At 41.9% G+C, this 20,973-nt stretch carries 26 protein-coding genes and 1 pseudogene; 14 read left to right on the forward strand and 13 right to left on the reverse strand.

Annotated features, from left to right (window positions below; translation table 11 throughout):
• Positions 1 to 175: 175 nt before the first annotated feature.
• The gene (locus tag ACWXW9_RS01980) at positions 176 to 1,639 is read right to left on the reverse strand and encodes a DHA2 family efflux MFS transporter permease subunit (protein WP_494928159.1); all 1,464 of its coding nucleotides are present in this window, start codon (positions 1,637 to 1,639) and stop codon (positions 176 to 178) included.
• A 137-nt stretch (positions 1,640 to 1,776) separates the two neighbouring features.
• On the opposite strand from ACWXW9_RS01980, the gene ACWXW9_RS01985 reads away from it, so the two are divergent.
• Positions 1,777 to 2,346: a TetR/AcrR family transcriptional regulator gene (locus ACWXW9_RS01985; protein WP_494928036.1), complete on the forward strand. Its 570-nt coding sequence runs from the start codon at positions 1,777 to 1,779 to the stop codon at positions 2,344 to 2,346.
• Positions 2,347 to 2,529: 183 nt separating this feature from the next.
• Complete coding sequence (locus ACWXW9_RS01990; protein WP_025685709.1) at positions 2,530 to 2,781, forward strand: YolD-like family protein; 252 nt, start codon at positions 2,530 to 2,532, stop codon at positions 2,779 to 2,781.
• A 212-nt stretch (positions 2,782 to 2,993) separates the two neighbouring features.
• Here ACWXW9_RS01990 and ACWXW9_RS01995 read toward each other — a convergent pair whose 3' ends face one another.
• On the reverse strand, positions 2,994 to 3,323 hold the full coding sequence (locus ACWXW9_RS01995) for a DUF3817 domain-containing protein (protein WP_494928037.1): 330 nt from the start codon (positions 3,321 to 3,323) through the stop codon (positions 2,994 to 2,996).
• Between the two features lie 659 nt (positions 3,324 to 3,982).
• On the opposite strand from ACWXW9_RS01995, the gene ACWXW9_RS02000 reads away from it, so the two are divergent.
• On the forward strand, positions 3,983 to 6,004 hold the full coding sequence (locus ACWXW9_RS02000) for an oxidoreductase (protein ID WP_494928038.1): 2,022 nt from the start codon (positions 3,983 to 3,985) through the stop codon (positions 6,002 to 6,004).
• Between the two features lie 68 nt (positions 6,005 to 6,072).
• The gene (locus ACWXW9_RS02005; protein WP_494928039.1) at positions 6,073 to 6,552 is read left to right on the forward strand and encodes a hypothetical protein; all 480 of its coding nucleotides are present in this window, start codon (positions 6,073 to 6,075) and stop codon (positions 6,550 to 6,552) included.
• Positions 6,553 to 6,636: 84 nt separating this feature from the next.
• Here the strand turns inward: ACWXW9_RS02005 and ACWXW9_RS02010 are convergent, their stop codons facing one another.
• Positions 6,637 to 7,068 carry a hypothetical protein gene (locus ACWXW9_RS02010; protein ID WP_494928040.1) on the reverse strand — a complete coding sequence of 144 codons (432 nt, stop codon included), beginning with the start codon at positions 7,066 to 7,068 and terminating at the stop codon, positions 6,637 to 6,639.
• 220 nt (positions 7,069 to 7,288) lie between these two features.
• Here ACWXW9_RS02010 and ACWXW9_RS02015 point away from each other — a divergent pair, with 220 nt between their 5' ends.
• From ACWXW9_RS02015 to ACWXW9_RS02030, 4 genes are all read left to right on the forward strand, one after another.
• On the forward strand, positions 7,289 to 7,462 hold the full coding sequence (locus ACWXW9_RS02015) for a hypothetical protein (protein WP_494928041.1): 174 nt from the start codon (positions 7,289 to 7,291) through the stop codon (positions 7,460 to 7,462).
• A gap of 273 nt (positions 7,463 to 7,735) precedes the next feature.
• Positions 7,736 to 8,719, forward strand: coding sequence for an ABC transporter substrate-binding protein (locus tag ACWXW9_RS02020; RefSeq protein ID WP_494928042.1), 984 nt, complete (start codon positions 7,736 to 7,738; stop codon positions 8,717 to 8,719).
• A 34-nt stretch (positions 8,720 to 8,753) separates the two neighbouring features.
• Positions 8,754 to 9,779, forward strand: a complete 1,026-nt coding sequence (locus tag ACWXW9_RS02025; protein WP_494928043.1) for a FecCD family ABC transporter permease — start codon at positions 8,754 to 8,756, stop codon at positions 9,777 to 9,779.
• The gene (locus ACWXW9_RS02030; protein ID WP_494928044.1) at positions 9,776 to 10,783 is read left to right on the forward strand and encodes a FecCD family ABC transporter permease; all 1,008 of its coding nucleotides are present in this window, start codon (positions 9,776 to 9,778) and stop codon (positions 10,781 to 10,783) included. The genes ACWXW9_RS02025 and ACWXW9_RS02030 overlap by 4 nt, the downstream gene beginning before the upstream one ends.
• A gap of 69 nt (positions 10,784 to 10,852) precedes the next feature.
• Here the strand turns inward: ACWXW9_RS02030 and ACWXW9_RS02035 are convergent, their stop codons facing one another.
• Positions 10,853 to 11,272, reverse strand: coding sequence for a VOC family protein (locus tag ACWXW9_RS02035; RefSeq protein WP_354453278.1), 420 nt, complete (start codon positions 11,270 to 11,272; stop codon positions 10,853 to 10,855).
• 269 nt (positions 11,273 to 11,541) lie between these two features.
• Between ACWXW9_RS02035 and ACWXW9_RS02040 the strand changes: the two genes are divergently transcribed.
• The 3 genes from ACWXW9_RS02040 (at position 11,542) to ACWXW9_RS02050 (ending at position 13,112) form a co-directional block, all read left to right on the forward strand.
• Positions 11,542 to 11,739 (forward strand): DUF3934 family protein, encoded by a 198-nt coding sequence (locus ACWXW9_RS02040; protein WP_134914697.1) that lies wholly within the window; start codon positions 11,542 to 11,544, stop codon positions 11,737 to 11,739.
• Between the two features lie 139 nt (positions 11,740 to 11,878).
• Entirely contained in the window at positions 11,879 to 12,571 is a 693-nt protein-coding gene (locus ACWXW9_RS02045) for a pseudouridine synthase (protein WP_494928045.1), read from the forward strand.
• 187 nt (positions 12,572 to 12,758) lie between these two features.
• The gene (locus tag ACWXW9_RS02050) at positions 12,759 to 13,112 is read left to right on the forward strand and encodes a VOC family protein (protein WP_494928046.1); all 354 of its coding nucleotides are present in this window, start codon (positions 12,759 to 12,761) and stop codon (positions 13,110 to 13,112) included.
• A 66-nt stretch (positions 13,113 to 13,178) separates the two neighbouring features.
• Here the strand turns inward: ACWXW9_RS02050 and ACWXW9_RS02055 are convergent.
• The 5 genes and pseudogenes from ACWXW9_RS02055 to ACWXW9_RS02075 all read right to left on the reverse strand — a co-directional run.
• Positions 13,179 to 13,535: pseudogene (locus ACWXW9_RS02055) on the reverse strand (thioredoxin reductase); the annotation flags it as partial.
• A gap of 243 nt (positions 13,536 to 13,778) precedes the next feature.
• A complete protein-coding gene (locus ACWXW9_RS02060; protein WP_494928047.1) occupies positions 13,779 to 14,378 on the reverse strand; it encodes a hypothetical protein in 600 nt (199 codons plus the stop codon).
• A 641-nt stretch (positions 14,379 to 15,019) separates the two neighbouring features.
• Entirely contained in the window at positions 15,020 to 15,217 is a 198-nt protein-coding gene (locus tag ACWXW9_RS02065) for a hypothetical protein (protein ID WP_494928048.1), read from the reverse strand.
• A gap of 11 nt (positions 15,218 to 15,228) precedes the next feature.
• The gene (locus ACWXW9_RS02070) at positions 15,229 to 15,555 is read right to left on the reverse strand and encodes a hypothetical protein (protein WP_494928049.1); all 327 of its coding nucleotides are present in this window, start codon (positions 15,553 to 15,555) and stop codon (positions 15,229 to 15,231) included.
• Between the two features lie 430 nt (positions 15,556 to 15,985).
• The gene (locus tag ACWXW9_RS02075; RefSeq protein ID WP_494928050.1) at positions 15,986 to 16,204 is read right to left on the reverse strand and encodes a helix-turn-helix domain-containing protein; all 219 of its coding nucleotides are present in this window, start codon (positions 16,202 to 16,204) and stop codon (positions 15,986 to 15,988) included.
• 114 nt (positions 16,205 to 16,318) lie between these two features.
• Here ACWXW9_RS02075 and ACWXW9_RS02080 point away from each other — a divergent pair, with 114 nt between their 5' ends.
• The gene (locus ACWXW9_RS02080; protein ID WP_404592270.1) at positions 16,319 to 16,597 is read left to right on the forward strand and encodes a DUF6809 family protein; all 279 of its coding nucleotides are present in this window, start codon (positions 16,319 to 16,321) and stop codon (positions 16,595 to 16,597) included.
• A gap of 89 nt (positions 16,598 to 16,686) precedes the next feature.
• Here ACWXW9_RS02080 and ACWXW9_RS02085 read toward each other — a convergent pair whose 3' ends face one another.
• The gene (locus ACWXW9_RS02085; protein WP_494928051.1) at positions 16,687 to 16,905 is read right to left on the reverse strand and encodes a helix-turn-helix domain-containing protein; all 219 of its coding nucleotides are present in this window, start codon (positions 16,903 to 16,905) and stop codon (positions 16,687 to 16,689) included.
• Positions 16,906 to 17,319: 414 nt separating this feature from the next.
• On the opposite strand from ACWXW9_RS02085, the gene ACWXW9_RS02090 reads away from it, so the two are divergent.
• Both ACWXW9_RS02090 and ACWXW9_RS02095 read left to right on the forward strand, forming a co-directional pair.
• Positions 17,320 to 18,498 carry an EndoU domain-containing protein gene (locus ACWXW9_RS02090; protein WP_494928052.1) on the forward strand — a complete coding sequence of 393 codons (1,179 nt, stop codon included), beginning with the start codon at positions 17,320 to 17,322 and terminating at the stop codon, positions 18,496 to 18,498.
• Positions 18,499 to 18,538: 40 nt separating this feature from the next.
• Positions 18,539 to 18,955 (forward strand): hypothetical protein, encoded by a 417-nt coding sequence (locus tag ACWXW9_RS02095; protein ID WP_494928053.1) that lies wholly within the window; start codon positions 18,539 to 18,541, stop codon positions 18,953 to 18,955.
• A gap of 169 nt (positions 18,956 to 19,124) precedes the next feature.
• On the opposite strand, the gene ACWXW9_RS02100 is transcribed toward ACWXW9_RS02095, so the two are convergent.
• From ACWXW9_RS02100 to clpP, 3 genes are all read right to left on the reverse strand, one after another.
• Positions 19,125 to 19,790 (reverse strand): MBL fold metallo-hydrolase, encoded by a 666-nt coding sequence (locus tag ACWXW9_RS02100; RefSeq protein WP_494928054.1) that lies wholly within the window; start codon positions 19,788 to 19,790, stop codon positions 19,125 to 19,127.
• A gap of 161 nt (positions 19,791 to 19,951) precedes the next feature.
• Entirely contained in the window at positions 19,952 to 20,158 is a 207-nt protein-coding gene (locus ACWXW9_RS02105; RefSeq protein WP_494928055.1) for a hypothetical protein, read from the reverse strand.
• A gap of 58 nt (positions 20,159 to 20,216) precedes the next feature.
• Positions 20,217 to 20,801: an ATP-dependent Clp endopeptidase proteolytic subunit ClpP gene (clpP, locus tag ACWXW9_RS02110; protein WP_494928056.1), complete on the reverse strand. Its 585-nt coding sequence runs from the start codon at positions 20,799 to 20,801 to the stop codon at positions 20,217 to 20,219.
• Positions 20,802 to 20,973: the final 172 nt, after the last annotated feature.

Here is a 20,973-nt window from a genome sequence, read left to right on the forward strand (position 1 = left end):
TTACACTTTAACTCATAAAGCATATCGTAACCAAATGGAGAAGGTTTGTAAATATGTAATTATAGAAATATGTATATAGGGTCATAAAAGAAAAAAGCTGCTTGACCATGGAGATAGTCAGCAGCCTTTTCACTTTTAGGATATTTTTGAACATAGATAGCTATAAAATTATCTATTAATGCATGGGAGCTTGAGCAGCCCCTTTTTCTACATGAACTCTGCGAATGAAGAACGCAAGAATTAATCCAATTACACTGATGATCATGGCAAAGAAGAAAGAATTCTGTGATCCAAACGCCATAGCATTCGCCAATTCTTCTACAGATTTCGGCATGCTGGATTGGCTCAAATAGCTTTCCATGCCCTTGGAGAGAATGCTAACCGCCACAGCTGTACCGATTGCACCGGCAACTTGCTGGAGCGTACTCATAATGGCTGTACCGTCCGGGTACAGATCCATCGGCAACTGATTCAGACCGTTCGTCTGAGCAGGCATCATGATCATAGAAATACCGATCATCAGGCAGCTATGCAGCACAATAATGAGTACGATAGCTGATGTCGTCGTAATGCCTGACAGGAAAAACAAGACAGCGGCAACGATCACAAGTCCCGGAATAACGAGCCATTTTGGACCGAATTTATCGAACAGGGAGCCCATGATGGGTGACAACAGACCATTGATAATTCCGCCGGGCAGAAGCACCAATCCTGCGGACAGAGCGGACAGGGCCAGCCCTTTTTGCAAAAAGAGCGGGAGAATCAGCATTGTAGAAAGGATCGTCATCATACACAGGAAGACCATCACAACGCCGATAACAAACATCGGATATTTAAAGACGCGCAAATTCAACATCGGTTGCTTCATTTTCAACTGGCGTACAGAGAACAGAATCAAAGATACCAATCCGATGATCAGAGGGAGCAAAACTACCAGACTAGCCCAGCCTTCGCCGCCTTCTCCAGATTTACTGAAACCGAACACAACGCCACCGAAGCCAATAGAAGACAGCAGAATTGATAAAACGTCAATTTTCGGTTTTGTAATCTCCGAAACATTCTGCATAAACAAGATACCGCAAATTAGCGAAAGAATCAGAAACGGAAGGGAGATCCAGAAAATCCAGTGCCAGGACAGATTTTGCAGCACCAGACCCGCAATCGTAGGTCCAACCGCAGGAGCAAACATAATAACCAATCCGATGATCCCCATAGCTGCGCCCCTCTTTTCAGCCGGGAAAATGATCAAGATCGTATTAAACATCAACGGCAATAAAAGTGCTGTACCGACGGCTTGAAGAATGCGTGCGATCAATAACACTGAAAAGGTTGGTGCCAACGCAGCAACGAGACACCCCGCAATAGAGAACAGCAGTGATGTGACGAAAAGCTGTCTTGTCGTAAAGGTTTGAAGCAGCAAGCCCGATACAGGTACCAAAATACCGAGTGTAAGCAGAAAGGCCGTGGTCAGCCATTGAGCTGTTGCTGTTGTAATGTGCAAAATCTGCATCAAATCATTCAGCGCAATGTTCAACGCCGTTTCACTGAACATTCCGATAAAGCCGCTAAGCAGCAGGGCAATCATAATAGGCAGCACCTTGAACGTCTTGGGATCAGACGGAGGGCTTGTTTGAGTCATTGTACTCATGTTGTTTTTGTTCCTCCAATAAATTGATGGTATTGAATTATAACGATCGGTCTATATATAATAAACATGAAGTTATTTCTTTGTCAAAATAAAAATTGTAAATATTATATTAATGAAGGATGCTGTATATGGCTGCTAAACCCGCATCATATGAAAATATTGTACAAACCGCTTCGAGGCTCTTTTTTCATCAGGGCTACCATGCTACTGGACTCAATCAGATTCTTGCCGAGAGTGGCTCACCGAAGGGCTCGCTCTATTATTATTTTCCGCGTGGAAAAGAGGAATTGGCTCTGGAGTGCATCAGAAGAGGAAATGAGTATATTAAGCAAAAGTTGAAAGAAACGCTATCAGGGAACGAGGATCCTGTGCTCGCCATACAGGATTTCATCCGCAATGCAGCTGAGGAAGCGGACCAAACGAACTTTAATGGCTTTATGCCCATCGGATTTTGGACTGCTGCGGAAACTTCCTGCATCAGCGAATCGCTTCGACATGCTTGTGTGAATACGTTTACAGATTGGCAACATATCTATATGGAGCGTCTTCAGACGGCGGGATGGACGGAGACAAAGGCACATAGTCTGGCGGTACTTATTATTTCCATGCTGGAAGGCGCCTTAATTCTGGCCGTTACTCAGCAGAACAGCGCACCTATTTATAATGTAGCGGATTACATTCCACAGCTGATAAAATAAAAAAGGATATGGAATTGCTTCCTGGCTGACCAGCTTTGAGAACCGATTTTCTTGTTCGTGAGAAAATCGGTTCTTTTTTATACGCAAGTGACACGATTTAACTCAGATTCCCAGCACCAAATGATGAAAAGTATGGTAAAATAGAATGAATTTGATTTTGCAGTAAAGGAAGGGTGAAAGCAAGTGGCAAAGGCGAAGGTGGCCAAACGGCCTACCCGGGATGAATTTGTGCTGGAGGAAATCGGGAACCAGCTTGCAGAAGCACAGCAAGAGCAATCCGAAGTCGTGTTGACCGTATGGGGACGTCAAGAAACAACCCGCGGGCAGATCGTTAAAATGGATCCGAGAACGGGCAGAGTGCACGTAGAGAATAATGGTGAAACGGACAAAGTTCCTTTTATGGATATCATGAGTGTGAATTACCCAAGAGATTAGTGGGGGTTTTGTCTATAAGATTACATAATATAAAGGAATGAAATCATGACAAAGTGGGGCGCCCCTTTTTCAATCTCCGTCAGATGACTATTATGAAAGCTTGGAGAACTTCGGAAAATAACATTTTACAATACCAAATAAAAACACGGTTTTCCAAGGTTACAGAGGTCCCGGAAAGCCGTGTTTTTACGTAAAATTATTTTTGTATGTGCCTATGTAGCTTTTACCGGAGTAGCACCATTATCGCGCACTTCGGCTTTCTTCAATACCTTACGGTCAAAAATGAAAGGCCCGAAGGGCAGCAATGAGGCAATCAGGGCTACAAGCCCTTGCAGTACCGAAAGCTTTCGCAAAATCAGCATGACCACAATCGCAACTACATAAGTCACGAACAGTATACCATGGATCATACCGACCCATCTTACCATTTGCGGCATCCCGGCTGCGTATTTAAGCGGCATAGCGATACATACGAGCAACATATATGAAATCGCTTCAATATTACCAATGACTCCAAATGTCTTAAAAGCATTTTTGAACATGAATAAACCTCCCTTGTTACTTTTACTTAAAATTTAATATAGCCTATAAAATGATTTTGTTAAACGGTAGAAAGTTACGAAATATTGAATATTTACAGCTTTTTCTTCGTTTTTAAGGAGAATGACGGATATCCACACCCGATGAACGATTCTCGTTACTCCAACGATATGTCTGGATTTTCACATAATACGCATATTTATTGCCCAACGAAGCTGGTAATCAGGAGAAGAGCTTGTTCAGTATTTGGCGGATATCATGTACAAAGATGAAGTTTCCAAGCGTATTCAAGAAAACTGGGGACTGTCGCCTGCGACATTGAAGCATATCCTGTTAGCACTCGATTGGGTGCGTTTAAGGGAGATGGATATGCTAAAATGCGCAAGCTGCTCGACAGATATGTGAGCGAAAATTTTATGACAAAAAAGGGACATTCCTCAGAGATTGTTCCTTTTTTTGAACTCAATCTATAGATTGAAACTATGATTCTATACATAAAATAGCATTAGAATTTATAGATCAGATGATATAAAATCAAATCATAAGGAACGGTCGTACTCAAAAGTACCTCGACGTTCCTAAAAGTGAAAAAAATCACATTTGAGAATGCTTTAATGAAAACTTGAACATGAAATTTGCAAACTCGCAAGGAGGAAGAACAATGAACCACTATCCTGCTATTTTTGAGCCTCTAACAATTCGGCGCATGACGTTAAAAAACCGGATTGTTATGCCACCGATGGGTACTAACTTTGCGGCTATGGACGGAAGCTTCGTTCAGGATCATATTGACTATTACGTGCAGCGGGCCAAAGGTGGTACCGGCCTGATAACAGTAGAAAATGTTTGTCTGGATTTCCCAATGGGTACGAACGGAACGACCCAGTTGCGTATGGATAACGATCAGTTTATTCCCGGATTGTTTAGACTAACAGAAGCATTGCACTCTTATGGAGCTTGCGTCTCTGTCCAAATTAACCACGCAGGTGCTTCCGCTTATGCTGGGCGATTGAATGGAGTTCAGCCTATATCTTCTTCGAATATTCCTTCTAAAAAGGGTGGAGCGATTCCAAGACCTTTGCAAAAAGAAGAAATTTACGCCATTGTACGCAAATACGGGGAGGCAGCGGGAAGAGCGCAACGGGCCGGCTTTGACTGCGTGGAAATACATGCGGGTCATTCCTACTTGCTGAGTCAGTTCCTGTCCCCTATGTATAATAAACGTACGGATGAATTTGGTGGCAGCGCAGAAAACCGCACACGATTTGCCAGATTGGTGATTGATGAAATTCGCTCGGTGGTTGGCCCATTCTTCCCGATCTGCTTACGCTTTAGTGCGGAAGAGTTCACAGAAGGCGGCAACACACTGGAAGATACATTGGAATTGCTGGAGTATTTGAATGATGAGGTAGATATTCTGAACGTGTCTGCTGCTCTGAATGATTCCATCCAGTTCCAGATTGACGGGATGAACCTGCCGGATGGCTGGCGCTCTTATATGGCCAAGGCGGTAAAAGAAAAATTCGGTAAGGTCACCATGACCTCAGGTAATATTCGGAGCCCGCAGGCTGCCAAGGATATTTTGGAGAGAGGGGACGCTGATCTTCTGGCGATGGGTAGGGGACTGATTGCAGAACCCAACTGGGTGCTTAAAGTACAGAACGGCTACGAACATTTGCTTAGAAAATGTATTTCCTGCAACATCGGCTGTGCCGATCATCGCATTTCCAAGAGTAAACCGATTTGCTGTACTGTAAATCCTGACCTGTTCAGAGAAGCAGAATACCGGAAACAACGTGTTAAGAATAACGTTCAAGTAGTTGTGATTGGCGGCGGTACCGCAGGGCTGGAAGCGGCATGTACAGCGGCAGAAGTAGGCTGCAAAGTAACCCTTTTCGAAGAAAAACCAGAATTGGGTGGCTTGGCTCGTGATATTGCCCGATTGCCGGACAAAACGCGTATTAATGATTTCCCGGACTATCTGATTCAACGCGCCAAACAACTGACCAATCTGGATATTATCACAGGAACCCAAGCGGATCTGCCGATGATTACGGCTTTGAATCCTGATATTATTGTCAATGCAACAGGTGCCAAACCACTGCTTTCGCCGATTGCAGGTCTGCATGATCAACTAGGTAAACCGGGTACCAAAGTATTCTCTATCTTTGATCTTTTGCACAATATGGAGAACTTCCAAGAGTTTGAAGGCAAACGCATTGCTGTAGTAGGTGGCGGAGCCGTGGGATTGGACGTTGTCGAATATTACGCAGAGCGTGGCGCTCAAGAAGTTTCCATTATTGAGATGATGCCCTTACTGGGCAAAGACCTTGATATGATTACCCGTATTTCCATGATGAAAATGGTGGAGGAGCGGGAAGTGAACGTTCATACGGAAACTGCTTTGACAGAAGTGTGCAGCGACCGTTTCAAAGTAAAACACGGAGAACAGGAGTTTGAGATTCCTTTTGACCTCGGTTTCGTATGCTTGGGTATGCGTTCATTCAGTCCGCTTATGGACAGCTTGCTCGAATATGGTAAGGAACATCAAGTAGAAGTCGTTAATATCGGGGACAGCAAACAAGCTCGTCGTATTATTGATGGCACTCGTGAAGGTCGCAATATTCTGCATATCATCCAACGGGTAGATGAATTCAAAAATGAGCTTTCTTATTCTTACTAATCTGACGGTACAAAGTGATGGGTATTCACTATGACAGCTCACTTAATATTAAGGTTAAAGAGACAGCAATGAGTGAACGCCCAAACTTTACATCGTGGGAAGAGTATTTTATGCGTCCTATAGAGGAATATTCGAAGAGGCTGGATGCCACTTTACAGGAGCAGACCGGAATGGCTGTAGCAGATTTAATCCAGATTACTGGCCAGGCAAACGGCAAAAAAATCATTGTGGATGGCTTTTTTTCAGCAGAGCTATTAAAGCAGATATCCGCCCATAGCCGAGTTGTATTTTTACTCGCGTCTGTAGAAGTGGTTCGTAACGATTATTTTAATCGGGATTGTAAGCAAGATATGTATGATTGCATTCAGGGTCTTAATCATCCTGAAGTCGCGATGGAGAATGTTTTCCGAACGATACTTTGCAATGAAGATAAACACAAGCATGCTATTCGGGATAGTGGCTTCAAATGTTTAAAAAGAAAATCCTTAGGAACTGACATTATGGATACAATACAACAGGTTGAAGAACATTTCTGTCTAACAAAGTAAAGGAATTATGTTTCTTAGCATAAATTGTCCTTGTAAAAACGAAGACCGCCGCTCCTGGGAGTGACGGTCTATTTTTACGTTCTATTATTGTTTTTTGATCTTGTACGTAAATTCCCAAACTGCCTGATTGCCTGAATAGCGTCCGCGGTTTTCAGTGACAGTAACTCTTAGCTTAACGGTAGAACCTTTGGCAGAAATGGTGGAGACTTTTACGTTTTTGCGGGCTTCGCCCTCGTCAGGGATTTTATCCTGTTCCTCGGCATAGGCATATAACTGAATACTACCGCCCGGTTTGACCTTGACCTTCACGCTGCTGCCTTCCTCAATGGATTTGCCGCCTGCTTGGGCAGCAATCGCCCATTCGTTGCCTACATGATCATTCGATACCAAGGTCGCCTGCTGGAACGTAACTACATAAGTGGATGTTGCCGAAGCTGCGAGCGCGTACGTTCCGTTGAATAACAGGGACACTACTACCAATAGAATAGCCGATGCCTTCGTCCATACTCTATTCATTCGCCTGTCTCCTCCAGTTTGAAATATAGAAGGGAAAATCCCCTCTATTCTAATTATCGTTTGCACCAAAAAAATTGTTAATAGTTGGTAAAAAATAAGTTTCACTTCTTATTGCAACACTAGTAATTTAATGATATTAAACGGTCATTCATGTATCGTTTATTTGTTTGATAAAATGAGTTGAAGATTGTGAAAGGAAGAGAAAATCTGATGAAAAAAAATGTATAGCGAACAAGAAATCATAGATCTGACTATTAAGCTGCTTGAACGAACTTCGATGTATGAAGACCAGTATGAGCAATATGTAAGTCGACCTTTCCGTACGGATTTTTACGATGATCTTAGCCCGTATGTACAAGTTAGCGAGCGGGGCTATACTCTTCTCATAACATAAATACTCATTTAAAATATACCAAGGAGATCATGAAGGAGCTGGCAACTGCAATTAACACAGCGTCTTATGAAATTGGGGGTATCTATCAGGAATGGCATGAAGCCAATAGAAGAAGTAAGCTGGAGAACCCATTAAAGTAAAACAAAAAGGTTAAAGAAACAGTTGACAATAACTCAGGTGAAATTTACAATTTTATATTAGTGATAATGATTATCAATATCACTAATTTTAAGTATGTTCTACACTTACTATATTTCAAAGGAGTTTTACAACATGAATCGTATGATGAACAAGAAATTTCACATGGTTTTATGTGTACTATTCGTAATGATCTTCGTTATTTCAGGGTGTGGTAATGCTGGCAGTTCCTCCGATTCATCTGCTAAACCTGCATCCTCCACAAAGGAAGAGGTAAGTAGTGATTCTGATACGCGTACAGTCTCTACGGTAAAAGGAGATGTTAAGGTGCCCGCTAATCCTCAACGGGTAGTGGTGAACTGGTATGTTGGCGATGTATTTACACTAGGGATCAAGCCAGCAGCGGTAATGGGCTGGAAACAAGAAACGATGCCTTTTTACGATAAGTTTAACGACATCCCCAATATTGAAAAGTGGGAAACCGAGGAAATTATGAAGTATGATCCGGATCTCATCATTACATATGATACAAAGGATTATGATAAGCTGTCCAAAATTGCGCCTGTTCTCGTGGTGCCTGAGGATAAAATGACTTCTCTTGAACGGATCAAACTCCTCGGTCAGGCGACAGGTCATGAAGATGAAGCGGACAAGGCCATTGCACTCTTTGAGAGCAAGCTGAGTCAGGCGAAAGAGAAACTAAATTCCGACATATTCAAGGACAAAACGTTTAGCATTTTTGAAGATTGGGGTAGTGACTCCTACGGAGTATATTATGAAACAGGCTCACGTGGAGGAACGTTGCTTTACGATTATCTTGGACTTCACAAGCCGGAAAAACTCAATACGTTGATTAAGGATTCCGGAGAAGGTCGAGGCTCTTTATCCTATGAAGTAGCTGCTGAATATTTTGGAGATTACGTCCTCTGGTTCAAAAAAGAGGGGAAGGAATCCGAATATGCTAAAACGAAAATCTGGAGCAGTATCCCGGCAGTTAAAAATGGACACATCATTGAAATTCCAGCAGAATATGCGGGACTGTTCTATTATTCGGACGTTGCCAGTATGACAGGACAACTGGATTATATGATTAATAAATTACTGGACCAAGCGAAGTAACCGATGCATAATTGACCAACTAAGGGTGTAATTCATGTCTACTCACAAAGAACAAAGTAAAAAAGGAATGTTTCATTTTATAAGCTATATGATCGTGGGCGTGTTCCTGCTATTCATGGTTACCGCAGCTTCGATTACCTTTGGTGCTGCGGAAATGAGCCTGAATCTGGCGTGGGGTGCTGTATTTCAGTTTGATCCCAATATTACGGAACACCAGATTATTCATACCTTGCGTTTTCCGCGTACCGTGGCAGACATCATTGTAGGGTGCAGCTTGGCTGTGTGTGGGGCGATTATGCAGGGAACCACTCGCAATCCACTGGCGGATTCAGGGCTTATAGGGATTAGCTCTGGAGCGACATTTGCTATTGCGCTATGTATGGCCTTTTTGCCTGGTCGTTCCTATGGAGAAACCATGCTGTACTCCTGTCTGGGTGCGGCAGTCACTACAGCGATTACGTATTACATCGCATCTATAGGCAAGCGAGGAATGACGCCTCAGCGCCTAGTGCTGGCAGGAATGTCCATCTCGATGCTTTTTGGTGCATTTAGCACTTTTATCGCTATTAAGTATGAGATTGGTCAAGCACTTGATTATTGGTCTGCTGGTGGTACGGCCAGTGCTCAGTGGAACGAATTGGCTTTTATTGCACCATTGTTTGTATTGGGTTTGATCTGTGCTATCGCTCTTTCTCCCTCAATTACGATCTTGAGCTTTGGAGAGGATGTGGCATCGGGCTTGGGAATCCGCGCGAACAGGATCAAGGTTTTCTCAACTCTGATTGTATTAATCCTGACGGGAATATCGGTCATTGTCGTTGGTCCTGTTGGCTTCGTTGGGTTGATTGTGCCACACATCATGCGCCATTTGGTCGGAACGGACTACCGATATATTATTCCAGCCTCAGCGCTGTATGGTGCAGTCTTTCTGGTTGCAGCAGATTTACTGGGACGATTGATTAACCGCCCTCATGAAACACCGCTTGGCATTATTTTTGCGTTGGTGGGTGTACCCTATTTTCTCTACCTTGTGCGCAAGCAGAGGAGGGAGTTTAGTTGAACAAGTCCCGCAATGCCAAAGGGATAGGTATTATTTTGCTGTTAGCTGTGTTGACTCTGCTAGTTGCCGTACTCAGTATGAATGTTGGGAAGATGAATCTGTCTCCTATCGAAGTTTTCAAGGTCATCATTGGCGAAGGAACGAGCAAGCAGAACCTGATTGTGTTTGATTTTCGACTGCCCCGAATTGTGCTTTCCATATTGGTAGGTATAGGCATGGCCATATCGGGCTGTATTATGCAAAGTTTGCTCAAAAACGACATGGCCAGCCCAGGTACGCTGGGAATCAGCTCAGGCTCGGGTTTATTTGTACTTTTGTATATTACGTTATTCGCCAGTGATGGATTATTATCACCTGTTATTCTTCCAGGGCTGGCTTTTGCAGGCGGCCTTACGGCAGCATTTTTGATTTTTATGTTTGCTTTCAGGCGGGGAAGAGACATTTCACCTACGGGTTTAATTTTAACGGGAGTTGCGATGGGCAGTGGCTACAGCGCATTATCTCTGATGATGACGCTCCGGCTAGACAAGCAGCAATATGACTTTGCTCTGCGATGGCAGGCCGGAAACCTGTGGGGGGACGACTGGAGCTATATCATGGTGCTGCTCCCATGGGTGCTTATCCTTAGTTTTTACGCATTTTACAGGTCGAACACGCTTAATACGTTGAACTTGGGAAATCAGACGGCATCGGGGCTTGGCGTAGCGATTAAAAGGGAATTTATCGGCTTGACGATTGCTGCCGTGGCGCTCGCTTCTGGTAGCGTGGCACTAGGTGGAAATTTCTTTTTTGTAGGCATGGTCAGTCCCCATCTAGCCCGCAAGCTAGTAGGGCCCAATCATAAACTGTTGCTACCTACGACTGTATTGGTTGGTGCACTAGTCATTTTGATTGCTGATACACTTACTCGGACTATCAGTTTTGGTGCTGATATTCCAACCGGAATTATTATCACGATCCTGGTTACCCCTTATTTTCTGTACTTATTATCGAAGGCCAGCTAATGTTTTATTAATGGAAAAGACGCTAACCCAGGCAAGATTTGATCCGGGTTAACGTCTTTTTATTTGCTTCTACGCTTCACTGTCATAACTCAATTGCCATTCAATTCCGAACTTATCTTTAAGGCTGCCGTAGCATTTGCTCCAGAATGTTTCTTGAAGCTCCATACTTACGGTTCCGCCTTCTTTTAGCTTATGAAAAAACGAACGAATTCTCTCTTCATCCTTATTGACGATGGCGAGGCTGATGTTAGTTCCAGCAACAAAAGGCATCCCGGGAAAAACGTCTGAAAACATCACATTACTACCATCAATATTAAGCCGCGTGTGCATGACCAAATTTTTTGCTTCTTCCGGTAGAGGATAATCGGGGTTGGGCGGTGCTTCTCCGAACGTCATGATTTGTGGTTTTTCCGTACCAAAAACCTCTGCGTAAAACTCTGCTGCCTCACGACAGTTCCCATTAAAGTTAAGATAAACATCAACCGACATATGCTTCGCTCCTTCAAGACTAAGTATTTTACATTCTATAGTTTCATATTTCATTATTACCTGTGCATAGGTAAAAATACTACAAATTCATGGATAAATCTAACGTGTATCGTTTAAAAGGACAGGTTTATGCGTATCTTTATTGTGTACAGCCTTTAGCCAGAGGAACGAGGTTATTTGTCGCTATTTTTAAATCAAGCAGGCATTATGTCAAAAGTAATGGTATGATAGCTTAGTTAAGTCTGAACGAAAACTATTGGAGTGATCACATGGGTGCAAAAAGTAAGGGCGGCGGAACAGGCAGAGGTACAGGTAGTAAGGGCTGGACACGCTGGAACAAAACAGCGAAGCCCGTCAGGGTAAAAAGCGCTTCTACAGGCGCACCGGGAAGCAAAGCGACAGGTGGCGCAAAAGGCGGTACTGTCAAACCAACCAGAAATAAAAGCGGCGGCAGCAGTAGCAAATAAGCCGGGCAAGCATAGTGTAGTCCTAAAAGGCGAACATCTGATTAAGCAAGAACAATCAGGTGTTTTTTTAGTCGGAAAAATAGTACAAGCTTCATAGTTTCATTTAGAACCCAATACTACAACCAGAAGCAGGTGGATTATGCGAATTAACAAGTACATAAGCGAAACCGGATTCTGCTCACGCCGGGAAACCAACAGATTGATTGCAGCAGGTCGAATTATGATAAATGGAAATGTTTGTGAAGCAGGAGCGGATGTAGAGCCACAGGATATTGTATTGATCGATGGGAAAGCCATTCCTACTAATCATAGCGAACCTGTATATTTAGCCCTGAATAAGCCTGTTGGCATTATTTGTACGGCAGCGGAACAGGTCGCGGGCAATATTATTACGTATGTCAACTATCCTTCACGAATTTTTGCCATCGGCAGGCTGGATAAAGCGTCGGAGGGACTGATTTTATTAACCAACGACGGAGGGATTGTGAATCAAATGATGCGTTCCGAGCATGGTCATGAGAAGGAATATGTAGTAACCGTTGATAAAGCCGTTACAGACGAGTTTACGGGGGCCATGTCTCGCGGTGTCGAAATATTGGACGTCATCACCAAACCCTGTGAGGTATATTGGCAAAGCGAATATGAGTTTCGAATTATTTTAACCCAAGGTCTTAATCTACAAATCCGTAGAATGTGCAAGGCTTTGGGATATAGGGTGCTGAAGCTGGAGCGGATCCGAATCATGAATATTACCTTGGACAAGCTGGAGCGGGGGCAATGGAGACATTTGGACGAAGGAGAGCTGGGGTTGCTTCTTTCTAAACTGAAATAGAACTATTGCCTGGACGAAAGGACAATATGTTGCAAAGCAAGCATTCAGATAGAAAAGTGGCTTTGGTAGCAGATGCCGACACGTTGCGGATCGATGAATAACTACCACGATTTTATATCGTGTCATATACTTTGTAGTATAACCTTGAAAGGGGCTGATCGTCATTCATATCTCTCGATTGGATCATTTGGTTTTGACTGTTAAAAATATGGATATAACCTGTGATTTTTATAGCCGAGTATTAGGGATGGGAATTATCACTTTTGGAGAGGGAAGAAAGGCACTTCACTTTGGACAACAGAAAATAAACCTGCATGAAGTAGGTAAAGAGTTTGAACCCAAAGCAAAAACACCCATGTCCGGTAGTGCTGATCTATGTTTTATAACAGACGTCCAACTATCAGATGTGATGCTCCATTTGGATAGCTGTGGGATACCTGTTGAAGAAGGTCCTGTAAAGAGAACTGGAGCATTAGCTCCCATAACATCCGTGTATATAAGAGATCCTGATGGTAACCTGATCGAAATTTCTAACTATTAAGTTGGACCCCTAGCTCAATCGATTCAGCGCTGGAAATTATATCTTATTTGTCCAGTGTTGGTTGTTTTATGCTTCTTCCTCAATAATTCCTAATTCGAGGTTCTTCTCTTTAAAACGCTCATTGTGGGAGGAAACATATGCCATAATGGGCGCGTCCGGGTCCATATACTGCTTGGCGCTGTTTAGAGCCAGGATGCCGCTGGTGAAGGTGCCTGCAATCAGTTCAACCTTGTTCTCATAAGCTACGAAGTCGCCTGCGGCGAAAACGCCAGGGATGTTTGTCGTCATTCCGTCTCCAACCTGCAAGTTCCACTCACCAAGGTCCAGACCCCATTCCCGTATAGCACCGTAATCGCATTTCATCTCTTGATTAACGATCACGGCATCGACCTGCAACTGCTCACGCTCATTCGTTTCTGTATGTAGAGAGATTCCAGTATTGCCGTCGTCAAGATTGGTAAGTGTGGAGCTATTAAAGTTGATGACACCAGGTATCTTAGCTCCTCTTTTCACTAGGTATATTAATATAGTATGTCATAAAGTGGAAGAAAGAGGGGTTAATCTGGAAAGAAAAAATGATAGTCTAAAATACCACCGGAGTAGTGTTTTTATTATTACAAAAGTCTCCACTTTAAGACATGGCTCCAAGTTTCCCTTCTTACAGATTTAGTTCCTGGGAAGTATCGTCACAACATCAAGTAATAAAAAAGAGGGACTATTACCGCCATTTACCCTAATCTCCAAATCAACGTTAGATTGCCCATTCACATCTGCATCGGAAAAAAATATACTAAAAGGCTGATAGCTTGTATAAGGTAAAGTGTTTAGAGGTATTGTTCTAGATACAGCAGTATTCAATAGGCTTATCTGCAACACGCCGTTGTTATTGTTACGATCTACAAGTACATAGTAGGTTAATCTATATCCGTTAGAGCCCGGTTGTCCTAGAGTAACTCGTTGCCTGAGATAGGCGCTCCTGCCTGGTTGTACAGCAAAGAAAGCAGATTGTGGACCGGTGTAAGGGCGAAGCGTCGATAAATATACTGCTCCTTCTGCCCGCCAAGGGAAAAAATTCGGCATATCAAATCCATAATTTACAACTTGATTCACACGATATTTTCTACTATTGAGTCCTTTTTTTGGACTTGGGTTTTTCATTTGGGATTCGAGCCCTGGTTTTATAAGTGGGGTATTTTTTTTCTTATTAACATGATTATTTCGAGTTAAGCTTGTCTTGGATTGTTTAATTTTCGATCTTATTGACATGATACCACTCCTTCAATTCATGATGAAATAATATACACAAGGAATGATGAACAAGTGTTAGTCAAAGGTCTCATTTTTGTTAATGTTTTGCTTACAAGTTGAAGATAAGAACAGAGCGGGGAGAAACGGAGAGAAAGATTGGAACTGTAGGAGCGATAGCGACCGCCTTTGTTTTTGGATTTCGCCGGGGTGAAGAGCTAAGATAATGAAAGAAATCCAAAAACAACAGCGGCAAAAAGTCCAATCCTTTTTCGGAGTATCGGTTAAGACCCCTTATGCAAATCTTAAGTTCAGCTTATATAGTAATTAGTGAGGATTTTTTAAAAATTTCGCTTGTTATGACTTCTAACTTTAATGCGCAGAAGATGCTGTCCCAAGGGCAGTTACTATAAAATAAAGAGCATTGTCCAAGCCGATGTTATCGACAGGGCAATGCTCTTTGTATTTGCAGTCGGTCATACTATAAAAAGAAGTCCTGCTTATTTTCCAAGAAGAGCAGTATTCACTTCGTCCAGCACTTGCCCATAAGCAATCGGACCGAAGCCGGTAACCCATACGGTGTTATCCACGATGTGTACGTGATTCTTTTTCACCACGTTCAGGCCTTTCCATACTCTATTACTGCGCAGATCGTTAAGCGCTTACTCATTTTCCGCTTCCCCGCCAGACACAATCAGGAAAATATGATCAGGATTGAGTTGAGGCAAAATTTCCAGCGATACGTTCTCGATCACTTCATTCATGACAATGCCTGCTTTGGCAAAGTCAGGTGCTTTCAAACCTGCAACGGCATGAATAGAGTTATGCTGTTTGGTGAGTAGCTTCTTGGCCTGTTGCATTCGAATGCCCGTCAGGTAATCCTGCAGGCATTGGCCCACGTTCTTTTTAAAGAACCTTGAATAATATGCTTCGGAAAACCCCGCTCGCTGCCCATCTCTTGTATGGTTAATAGGAACAAGCGTAGCTTGCCGGAAGAAACTTGCTTCCCTTGTAGCTCTTTGCTGTTCTGAAGGAATAGAAGCTGTCCCGGCTTCAGGTGCTTTTGCACATGCTTGCACGTAAGTTCGACTTCACCATCCTCCAGTACAAGCAGCAGATGATAGTCTGTGTCTGCCGACAGTTTGTCGCCTAAGGGAAGTTGGGTATGTACATAGATTTCTTTGAGCATATAGTTCATGATGTTTCCCCTCCGCTCCTTCGTAAAGCCAATGAAATGACCCGTACCATGTTCGGTATCCCTCATTCTAGCGATTTAAAGGGATGCTTTCAATGAGAGTGGGGAGAAGGTAGCTCAAACGAGCTTTTCAGCTATATATCGTGCCACTACGCAGTCGGATGATGCTTCCCATCGCCACCGCCCCCGGATTTCTGGAATTAAAGCCTATAATCAGCGGTAGAAATCCGGGGAGGTGAACTTCCGAAGCGAGCTTTCCTACGGAAAGCTTTTAAAGCAACCGATTCGCTTGTACAGCACCATTCCGCCTACTCTGTTTTTATGTTCATTTTTCGAGTTTGGATTATATAGTTGTTGAGTTTGAAAACTTGTGTAAGTTAGGCTATAAAACATTGATTTTATAGGCTTAAAAGTATTGGGTATTCCTAGGGTTCTATCCTGCGGGGTAGGGCTTTTTTTGTTTCGTTCTATTTAGTAAATAGTCTGTACTTGTATTATGAAAGTCGGCTAGTTTAATTAAAATCGTCGTTGGAATATCTACATCTCCACGTTCGTAATTACTATATATTCGCTGACTACAATTCAGATACTCGGCCATTTGAGTTTGAGTTAAATCTTTATCTTCGCGCAAATCTCGAATCCGTTGATACATCTTGTTCACCTCTAAACAAGAATATCTTAGCGAAATAATCGCTATTGATTTTTAGCGAATATTTCGCTAAAATTAGTCAGAGGATTAATAATACATATCAAGAAGGAGTAGATCATGAGTATCTTGGAGAACTTTTATTACGGAAAATGTAACCCAAGTGAACGGATCAAATCGAAAGACACTGAGTTTGAACTGGTTTCTCAGAGAATAGCCGATGCTGAGGAAGCCCTCAAAACAAAATTGCCAGAACAGGATTACAAATTAATTGAAGAACTTTCGGATTTACATGATGTTTTAATTTCCTTATTGTCCGCTTCCGCTTATATTGAGGGTTATAAAATGGGAGCATTAATGATGATTGAAGTATTTGACGGGAAAGAAGGAATAATATAGGCAGTTCAGAAGAATGAAGGAGTCGATTATAAAAATTTTTGAAAGGTAGCTCCTTCATGCGGAGTTACCTTTTTTATTTCTAAAAGGAGCTAACCTGCCGGGTAAGGCTTTTTTTGTTTCGTTCTGTTTAACAAGTAGTCTGTGCTTGTGCTATGGAAATCAGCTAGTTTGATTAGAATCCTCGTAGGAATATCAACATCACCGCGTTCGTAATTGCTATATATTCGCTGACTGCAATTCAAATATTCAGCCATTTGGGTTTGAGTCAAATCTCTATCTTCACGCAAATCTCGGATTCTTTGGTACATCTTACTCACCTCCAAACCAAGAATATATCAGCGAAATAATCGCTATTTATTTTTAGCGATTATTTCGCTATTTAGTCGGAGGATTTTCATTTAGATTTAGAGCAAGAAGGGATGCTGACGAAAACGAATCCATTTATTGCTTGAAGTAATGATTTTGAGACTCAATATTTTTACGGGTAATTATCTTAATAGTGAGTTGACTGAAATAAGATATATTTTCGCGAATATTCAGCAGGAGATGACGAGTTATAGAGGTACTTTTTTATAATTAAGAGGGAGCTGTATTTGATAAATATAAGTCATAGGTCATAGGGAATAAGACTTCTTATTCTTATAACAATTAGGAGTAGAGAAGGTTTTCCATAAATTTGAATCATGCTATTATATCCTAACGAACCTAATCCGAGGTAAATTATGACAACAATTAAAGTGACACCTGAACTACTTATATCCGTATCTAAGCAATTTGAGCTTGCGCAGCAAACGGCTATTCAAATGAATGGTCAGTTATTACGGCAAATCTCGTTTATGGAACAATTTTGGGATGGCATAACGAAGGAGCAATTCTACTACAGCTTTCACATTTCACAGAAGAATATGGATGACTTTGTTACACTTACAGACTCCATTGCGAAAGAACTTCGTCATCATGCGGATAAATTTAGTTTGGCGGACGCTGAACAGGGAAATTTGATCGGAGTTACTGATAGTTTTCCTGCACTTGCAGGGGCTATGGGGATGATGAATACCAAGGGAGTAGAACAAGATAAGCCAGCTTATGATTATGATGAATATGACAAAAAATTTGTAGGGAATATGTGGATTCTCAGCAAGAATGGTGTTACTGATCAAGAAGCAGCCAAAGCAACTCTGGCCTATAATGAAGCACTTAAAAATGGACACATTAAACTAGATAACGAATCAGAAGATGTGGATATTAACTTGGTACAAATAGAAGCGTTCAAACAAGGATATAATCCTTGGACGGGAGAAAAACTATCTGAATGGCACGCGAAATCTCTTATTGTCAGTAGTGTATTTTCTAGTTTTATGGGGATTAGAAGTCTTAGTGGCGGTCGTGTTAAAATCAATAAGGGTTTTAAGATCAAATCTGGATCGAATAGAATTCCAAAGGCTGATTTTAAAAATGGCAGCACTAGTTATGTAAAGAATATTACTATTATAGATGATGCTATGAAGGAAAAGATATTATTTGGACAGAGAAAGTTCTCAAATAAGAATGATGTTATAGGTGGTCACTCTCCAAAGATAAACAACGGAAATCCTAACTATGCAGTTGAAGAAATGGTAGTTAATACTGATGGCACAAGAAGGGTTAAATACACAACGCAATTTCCAGATGGAAATCTTTCAAAAATTAAAACAAGCACATTATTTCCAAATACATGGTCTGATGATGCTATTATTAATGCTATAAAAAAAGTTGCAGATAGCCCAAGTATTGGAACACGAGATGGGATAACTCTTCACAGAAGTACAATAAATGGGATCGAAATAGAGGTAATGAAAGATGGAAATAAAGTAATCTCAGGTTTTTCTACAGGTGGTGTTCACACACCAGGTTTCAACTAAATAATATGGCTCACTAATTAATTTAATGGAGGAAACTAATTTGTATACAAATTTAGATGAATTTATTACAGAATACCAGCATACTACTGATTTTTGGTATGATGTAGGGTGCGTTATGGCATCTGAAAAGCTATCAAAGTTCAGTTCAAAAGATTGGCAGGAACTATCAATTATTGTGCATAATAGACCGCTAGAATGGCAGAAAAAACTTGCTTATTGTTTGGATACTTCTTGCAACAGGTATGAACTGGAAATTCTATTATCATTGCTAAGTACTGAAGATGAGGAACTATTTGAGATATGCATAGATACTCTAAGAAGCTTTACAACCCAAGAAAGCAAACAAATGATACTAGACAAACCGTCCATATTGAATCGTATAAATGATTTGCTTCCAAAAGCAGGCATTGTCTCTAAGAAGATGCTAGAGGATTTTCTAACGAGATTAAATTCATAGTGAACCACATGATTTTAAAGACTTTCAAAAGAAGAATGGATCAACAGATATAAACAATATTATGGACTTCTCCATTGAATAACGGAGAAAACGAATGAACTAAACCGACCCCATAATTGGAGTCAGTTTTTACTTGCTGATTGGGTAACCAGCGCTTGAAACTTTAACTTTATAATCCTTGGCTAAGTTCTAATATCTGATCATTCACATTTACATTACTTAGTCCCCCGTGATAACAAACCACGGATGCAATGTCGAGATCTAAATACTTTTTCAATGAGAGACGAGCGGCATTCATATCGGGTGTGGTTGGGACATGAATTCCCCCGAGAATCTCGTTTACACTGTACATCGAATCCCCGGCAATGAGGGTCTTACTTTGCCTTAAATAAAGGCTGATATGACCAGGGGTATGCCCAGGAGTATGGATGACGCGAATCCTGCCGCAAAACGGCAGTTCCTGACCATCTATTAAGGTATCGTCCACTTTGCCCTTCGGGGGATTCTCAAGGTGACCATCTTTTAAAAGAGGTATCTCCCCCTGAATATACGGCTTATCCAGTTCGTGAGCATATACTTTAATATTATGGCCACACTCCTGCAAAATCTCAGGAAGACTGCCTATATGATCCACATCCTGATGTGTCAAAATCACAGCTTTTAGTTTGTCGAACGACACGCCTACCTTTTCCATGGCCATGCGTAAATCTTCAAATTGCCCTGGGAATCCTGTGTCTATTAAAACAGCCATTTCTCGATCCCACAAAAGAATGGGGTGAATCATATTCCCATGAAAATCTAGATGAAGTATTTCTACTCCCTTTGAAATTTGCATAATATCGGGCCTCCATAAAATGAAATTTATACATAAAATAATATGAAAGTCCTCACCCTTGAACAATCACATGCCGGTTGAGAAAGACGCCACCCATGCGGCTCGCCGATCCGATCGCACGACTTGTTGAATCGGCGAGTACCAGTAATGCTAAAATAGGTTCATGGGGCGAATCCAACTCTGTAGCGTTGCCGTTCCTTAATGTCAATGGATACGGTGCGAATGGACGTAATAGGAATAACAAGCGTCTGATATTGCGTAAGGTACTTAACGAACTTGTCGTCAATCTGATCCAATATCCCGTTGCATGCATTTGTCCCATCTATAAAATGAATAGTTACTTCCTTGCCTTGTAAGCTTGCTAACATGATATCACCTCGTATTTTCTTGAAGTTTCTTGCCGGATCATTAGGTTTTTGACATACTCTACAAAGAAGTCACCACTTGATCAATAACACCATATTCCAGTGCTTCCTGAGCGGACATGTAAAAATCCCGGTCCATATCTTTTTCGACTTTTTCAAAGGATTGCCCGGTCCGTTCGGCTGTGATACGGGTTGCCTTTTCACGAGTCCATAAAATTCGTTTTGCGCTGATCGCAATATCGCTGGCCTGCCCTTGTGCGCCGCCGTGCGGCTGATGGATCATAATCTCACTGTTCGGCAGCGCCGAACGTTTCCCTTTGGCGCCGGCCAGCAACAGGATCGCGCCAAACGAAGCAGCAAATCCCGTACATATCGTATGCACATCGGGTTTGATGTACTGCATCGTATCATAAATGGCAAATCCTGCGGAAGTAGAGCCACCCAGGCTGTTGATGTACATGTAAATTCCTTTTTCCGGATCTTCCGCCGCCAGGAACAATAATTGAGCAATAATACTGTTAGCCAAATGATCGTCGATGGCTGCCCCTACAAACACAATACGATCCTTTAATAGTCTGGAATAGATATCGTACGATCTTTCACCTTGAGCGGTTTGCTCGACAACATAAGGAACATAAACACTCATTTTTTTACCCCCACTTTCCTGTTTTCAGTTGATTTCTCCTTGTAAACGAACCGAGACCGTAAAAAGATACGGAGGTTTCAATGGAAAAACGATTTGCGTAAATAGTGTAACTTTTACAACCACTTGTTCGTTTACATTGGAAGTAGCAAAAGGCTTTGCTCTAGCAAAGGAC

The organism is Paenibacillus sp. LT-B23 (assembly GCF_059417685.1).

Excerpts from the sequence above, each read along its gene's own strand:
- ACWXW9_RS01995 (WP_494928037.1), bottom strand. The coding sequence starts at position 3,323 with ATGTTCAAAAATGCTTTTAAGACATTTGGAGTCATTGGTAATATTGAA.
- ACWXW9_RS01980 (WP_494928159.1), bottom strand. The coding sequence starts at position 1,639 with ATGACTCAAACAAGCCCTCCGTCTGATCCCAAGACGTTCAAGGTGCTG.
- ACWXW9_RS02010 (WP_494928040.1), bottom strand. The coding sequence starts at position 7,068 with ATGAATAGAGTATGGACGAAGGCATCGGCTATTCTATTGGTAGTAGTG.
- ACWXW9_RS02100 (WP_494928054.1), bottom strand. The coding sequence starts at position 19,790 with ATGCAAATTTCAAAGGGAGTAGAAATACTTCATCTAGATTTTCATGGG.
- ACWXW9_RS02005 (WP_494928039.1), top strand. The coding sequence starts at position 6,073 with ATGAGTGAACGCCCAAACTTTACATCGTGGGAAGAGTATTTTATGCGT.
- ACWXW9_RS02090 (WP_494928052.1), top strand. The coding sequence starts at position 17,320 with ATGACAACAATTAAAGTGACACCTGAACTACTTATATCCGTATCTAAG.
- ACWXW9_RS02020 (WP_494928042.1), top strand. The coding sequence starts at position 7,736 with ATGAATCGTATGATGAACAAGAAATTTCACATGGTTTTATGTGTACTA.
- ACWXW9_RS02085 (WP_494928051.1), bottom strand. The coding sequence starts at position 16,905 with ATGTACCAAAGAATCCGAGATTTGCGTGAAGATAGAGATTTGACTCAA.
- ACWXW9_RS02065 (WP_494928048.1), bottom strand. The coding sequence starts at position 15,217 with ATGCAACAGGCCAAGAAGCTACTCACCAAACAGCATAACTCTATTCAT.
- ACWXW9_RS02035 (WP_354453278.1), bottom strand. The coding sequence starts at position 11,272 with ATGTCGGTTGATGTTTATCTTAACTTTAATGGGAACTGTCGTGAGGCA.
- clpP (WP_494928056.1), bottom strand. The coding sequence starts at position 20,801 with ATGAGTGTTTATGTTCCTTATGTTGTCGAGCAAACCGCTCAAGGTGAA.
- ACWXW9_RS02015 (WP_494928041.1), top strand. The coding sequence starts at position 7,289 with ATGTATAGCGAACAAGAAATCATAGATCTGACTATTAAGCTGCTTGAA.
- ACWXW9_RS02070 (WP_494928049.1), bottom strand. The coding sequence starts at position 15,555 with ATGAACTATATGCTCAAAGAAATCTATGTACATACCCAACTTCCCTTA.
- ACWXW9_RS01985 (WP_494928036.1), top strand. The coding sequence starts at position 1,777 with ATGGCTGCTAAACCCGCATCATATGAAAATATTGTACAAACCGCTTCG.
- ACWXW9_RS02000 (WP_494928038.1), top strand. The coding sequence starts at position 3,983 with ATGAACCACTATCCTGCTATTTTTGAGCCTCTAACAATTCGGCGCATG.
- ACWXW9_RS02080 (WP_404592270.1), top strand. The coding sequence starts at position 16,319 with ATGAGTATCTTGGAGAACTTTTATTACGGAAAATGTAACCCAAGTGAA.
- ACWXW9_RS02025 (WP_494928043.1), top strand. The coding sequence starts at position 8,754 with ATGTCTACTCACAAAGAACAAAGTAAAAAAGGAATGTTTCATTTTATA.
- ACWXW9_RS02045 (WP_494928045.1), top strand. The coding sequence starts at position 11,879 with ATGCGAATTAACAAGTACATAAGCGAAACCGGATTCTGCTCACGCCGG.
- ACWXW9_RS02105 (WP_494928055.1), bottom strand. The coding sequence starts at position 20,158 with ATGTTAGCAAGCTTACAAGGCAAGGAAGTAACTATTCATTTTATAGAT.
- ACWXW9_RS02060 (WP_494928047.1), bottom strand. The coding sequence starts at position 14,378 with ATGTCAATAAGATCGAAAATTAAACAATCCAAGACAAGCTTAACTCGA.
- ACWXW9_RS02040 (WP_134914697.1), top strand. The coding sequence starts at position 11,542 with ATGGGTGCAAAAAGTAAGGGCGGCGGAACAGGCAGAGGTACAGGTAGT.
- ACWXW9_RS02075 (WP_494928050.1), bottom strand. The coding sequence starts at position 16,204 with ATGTATCAACGGATTCGAGATTTGCGCGAAGATAAAGATTTAACTCAA.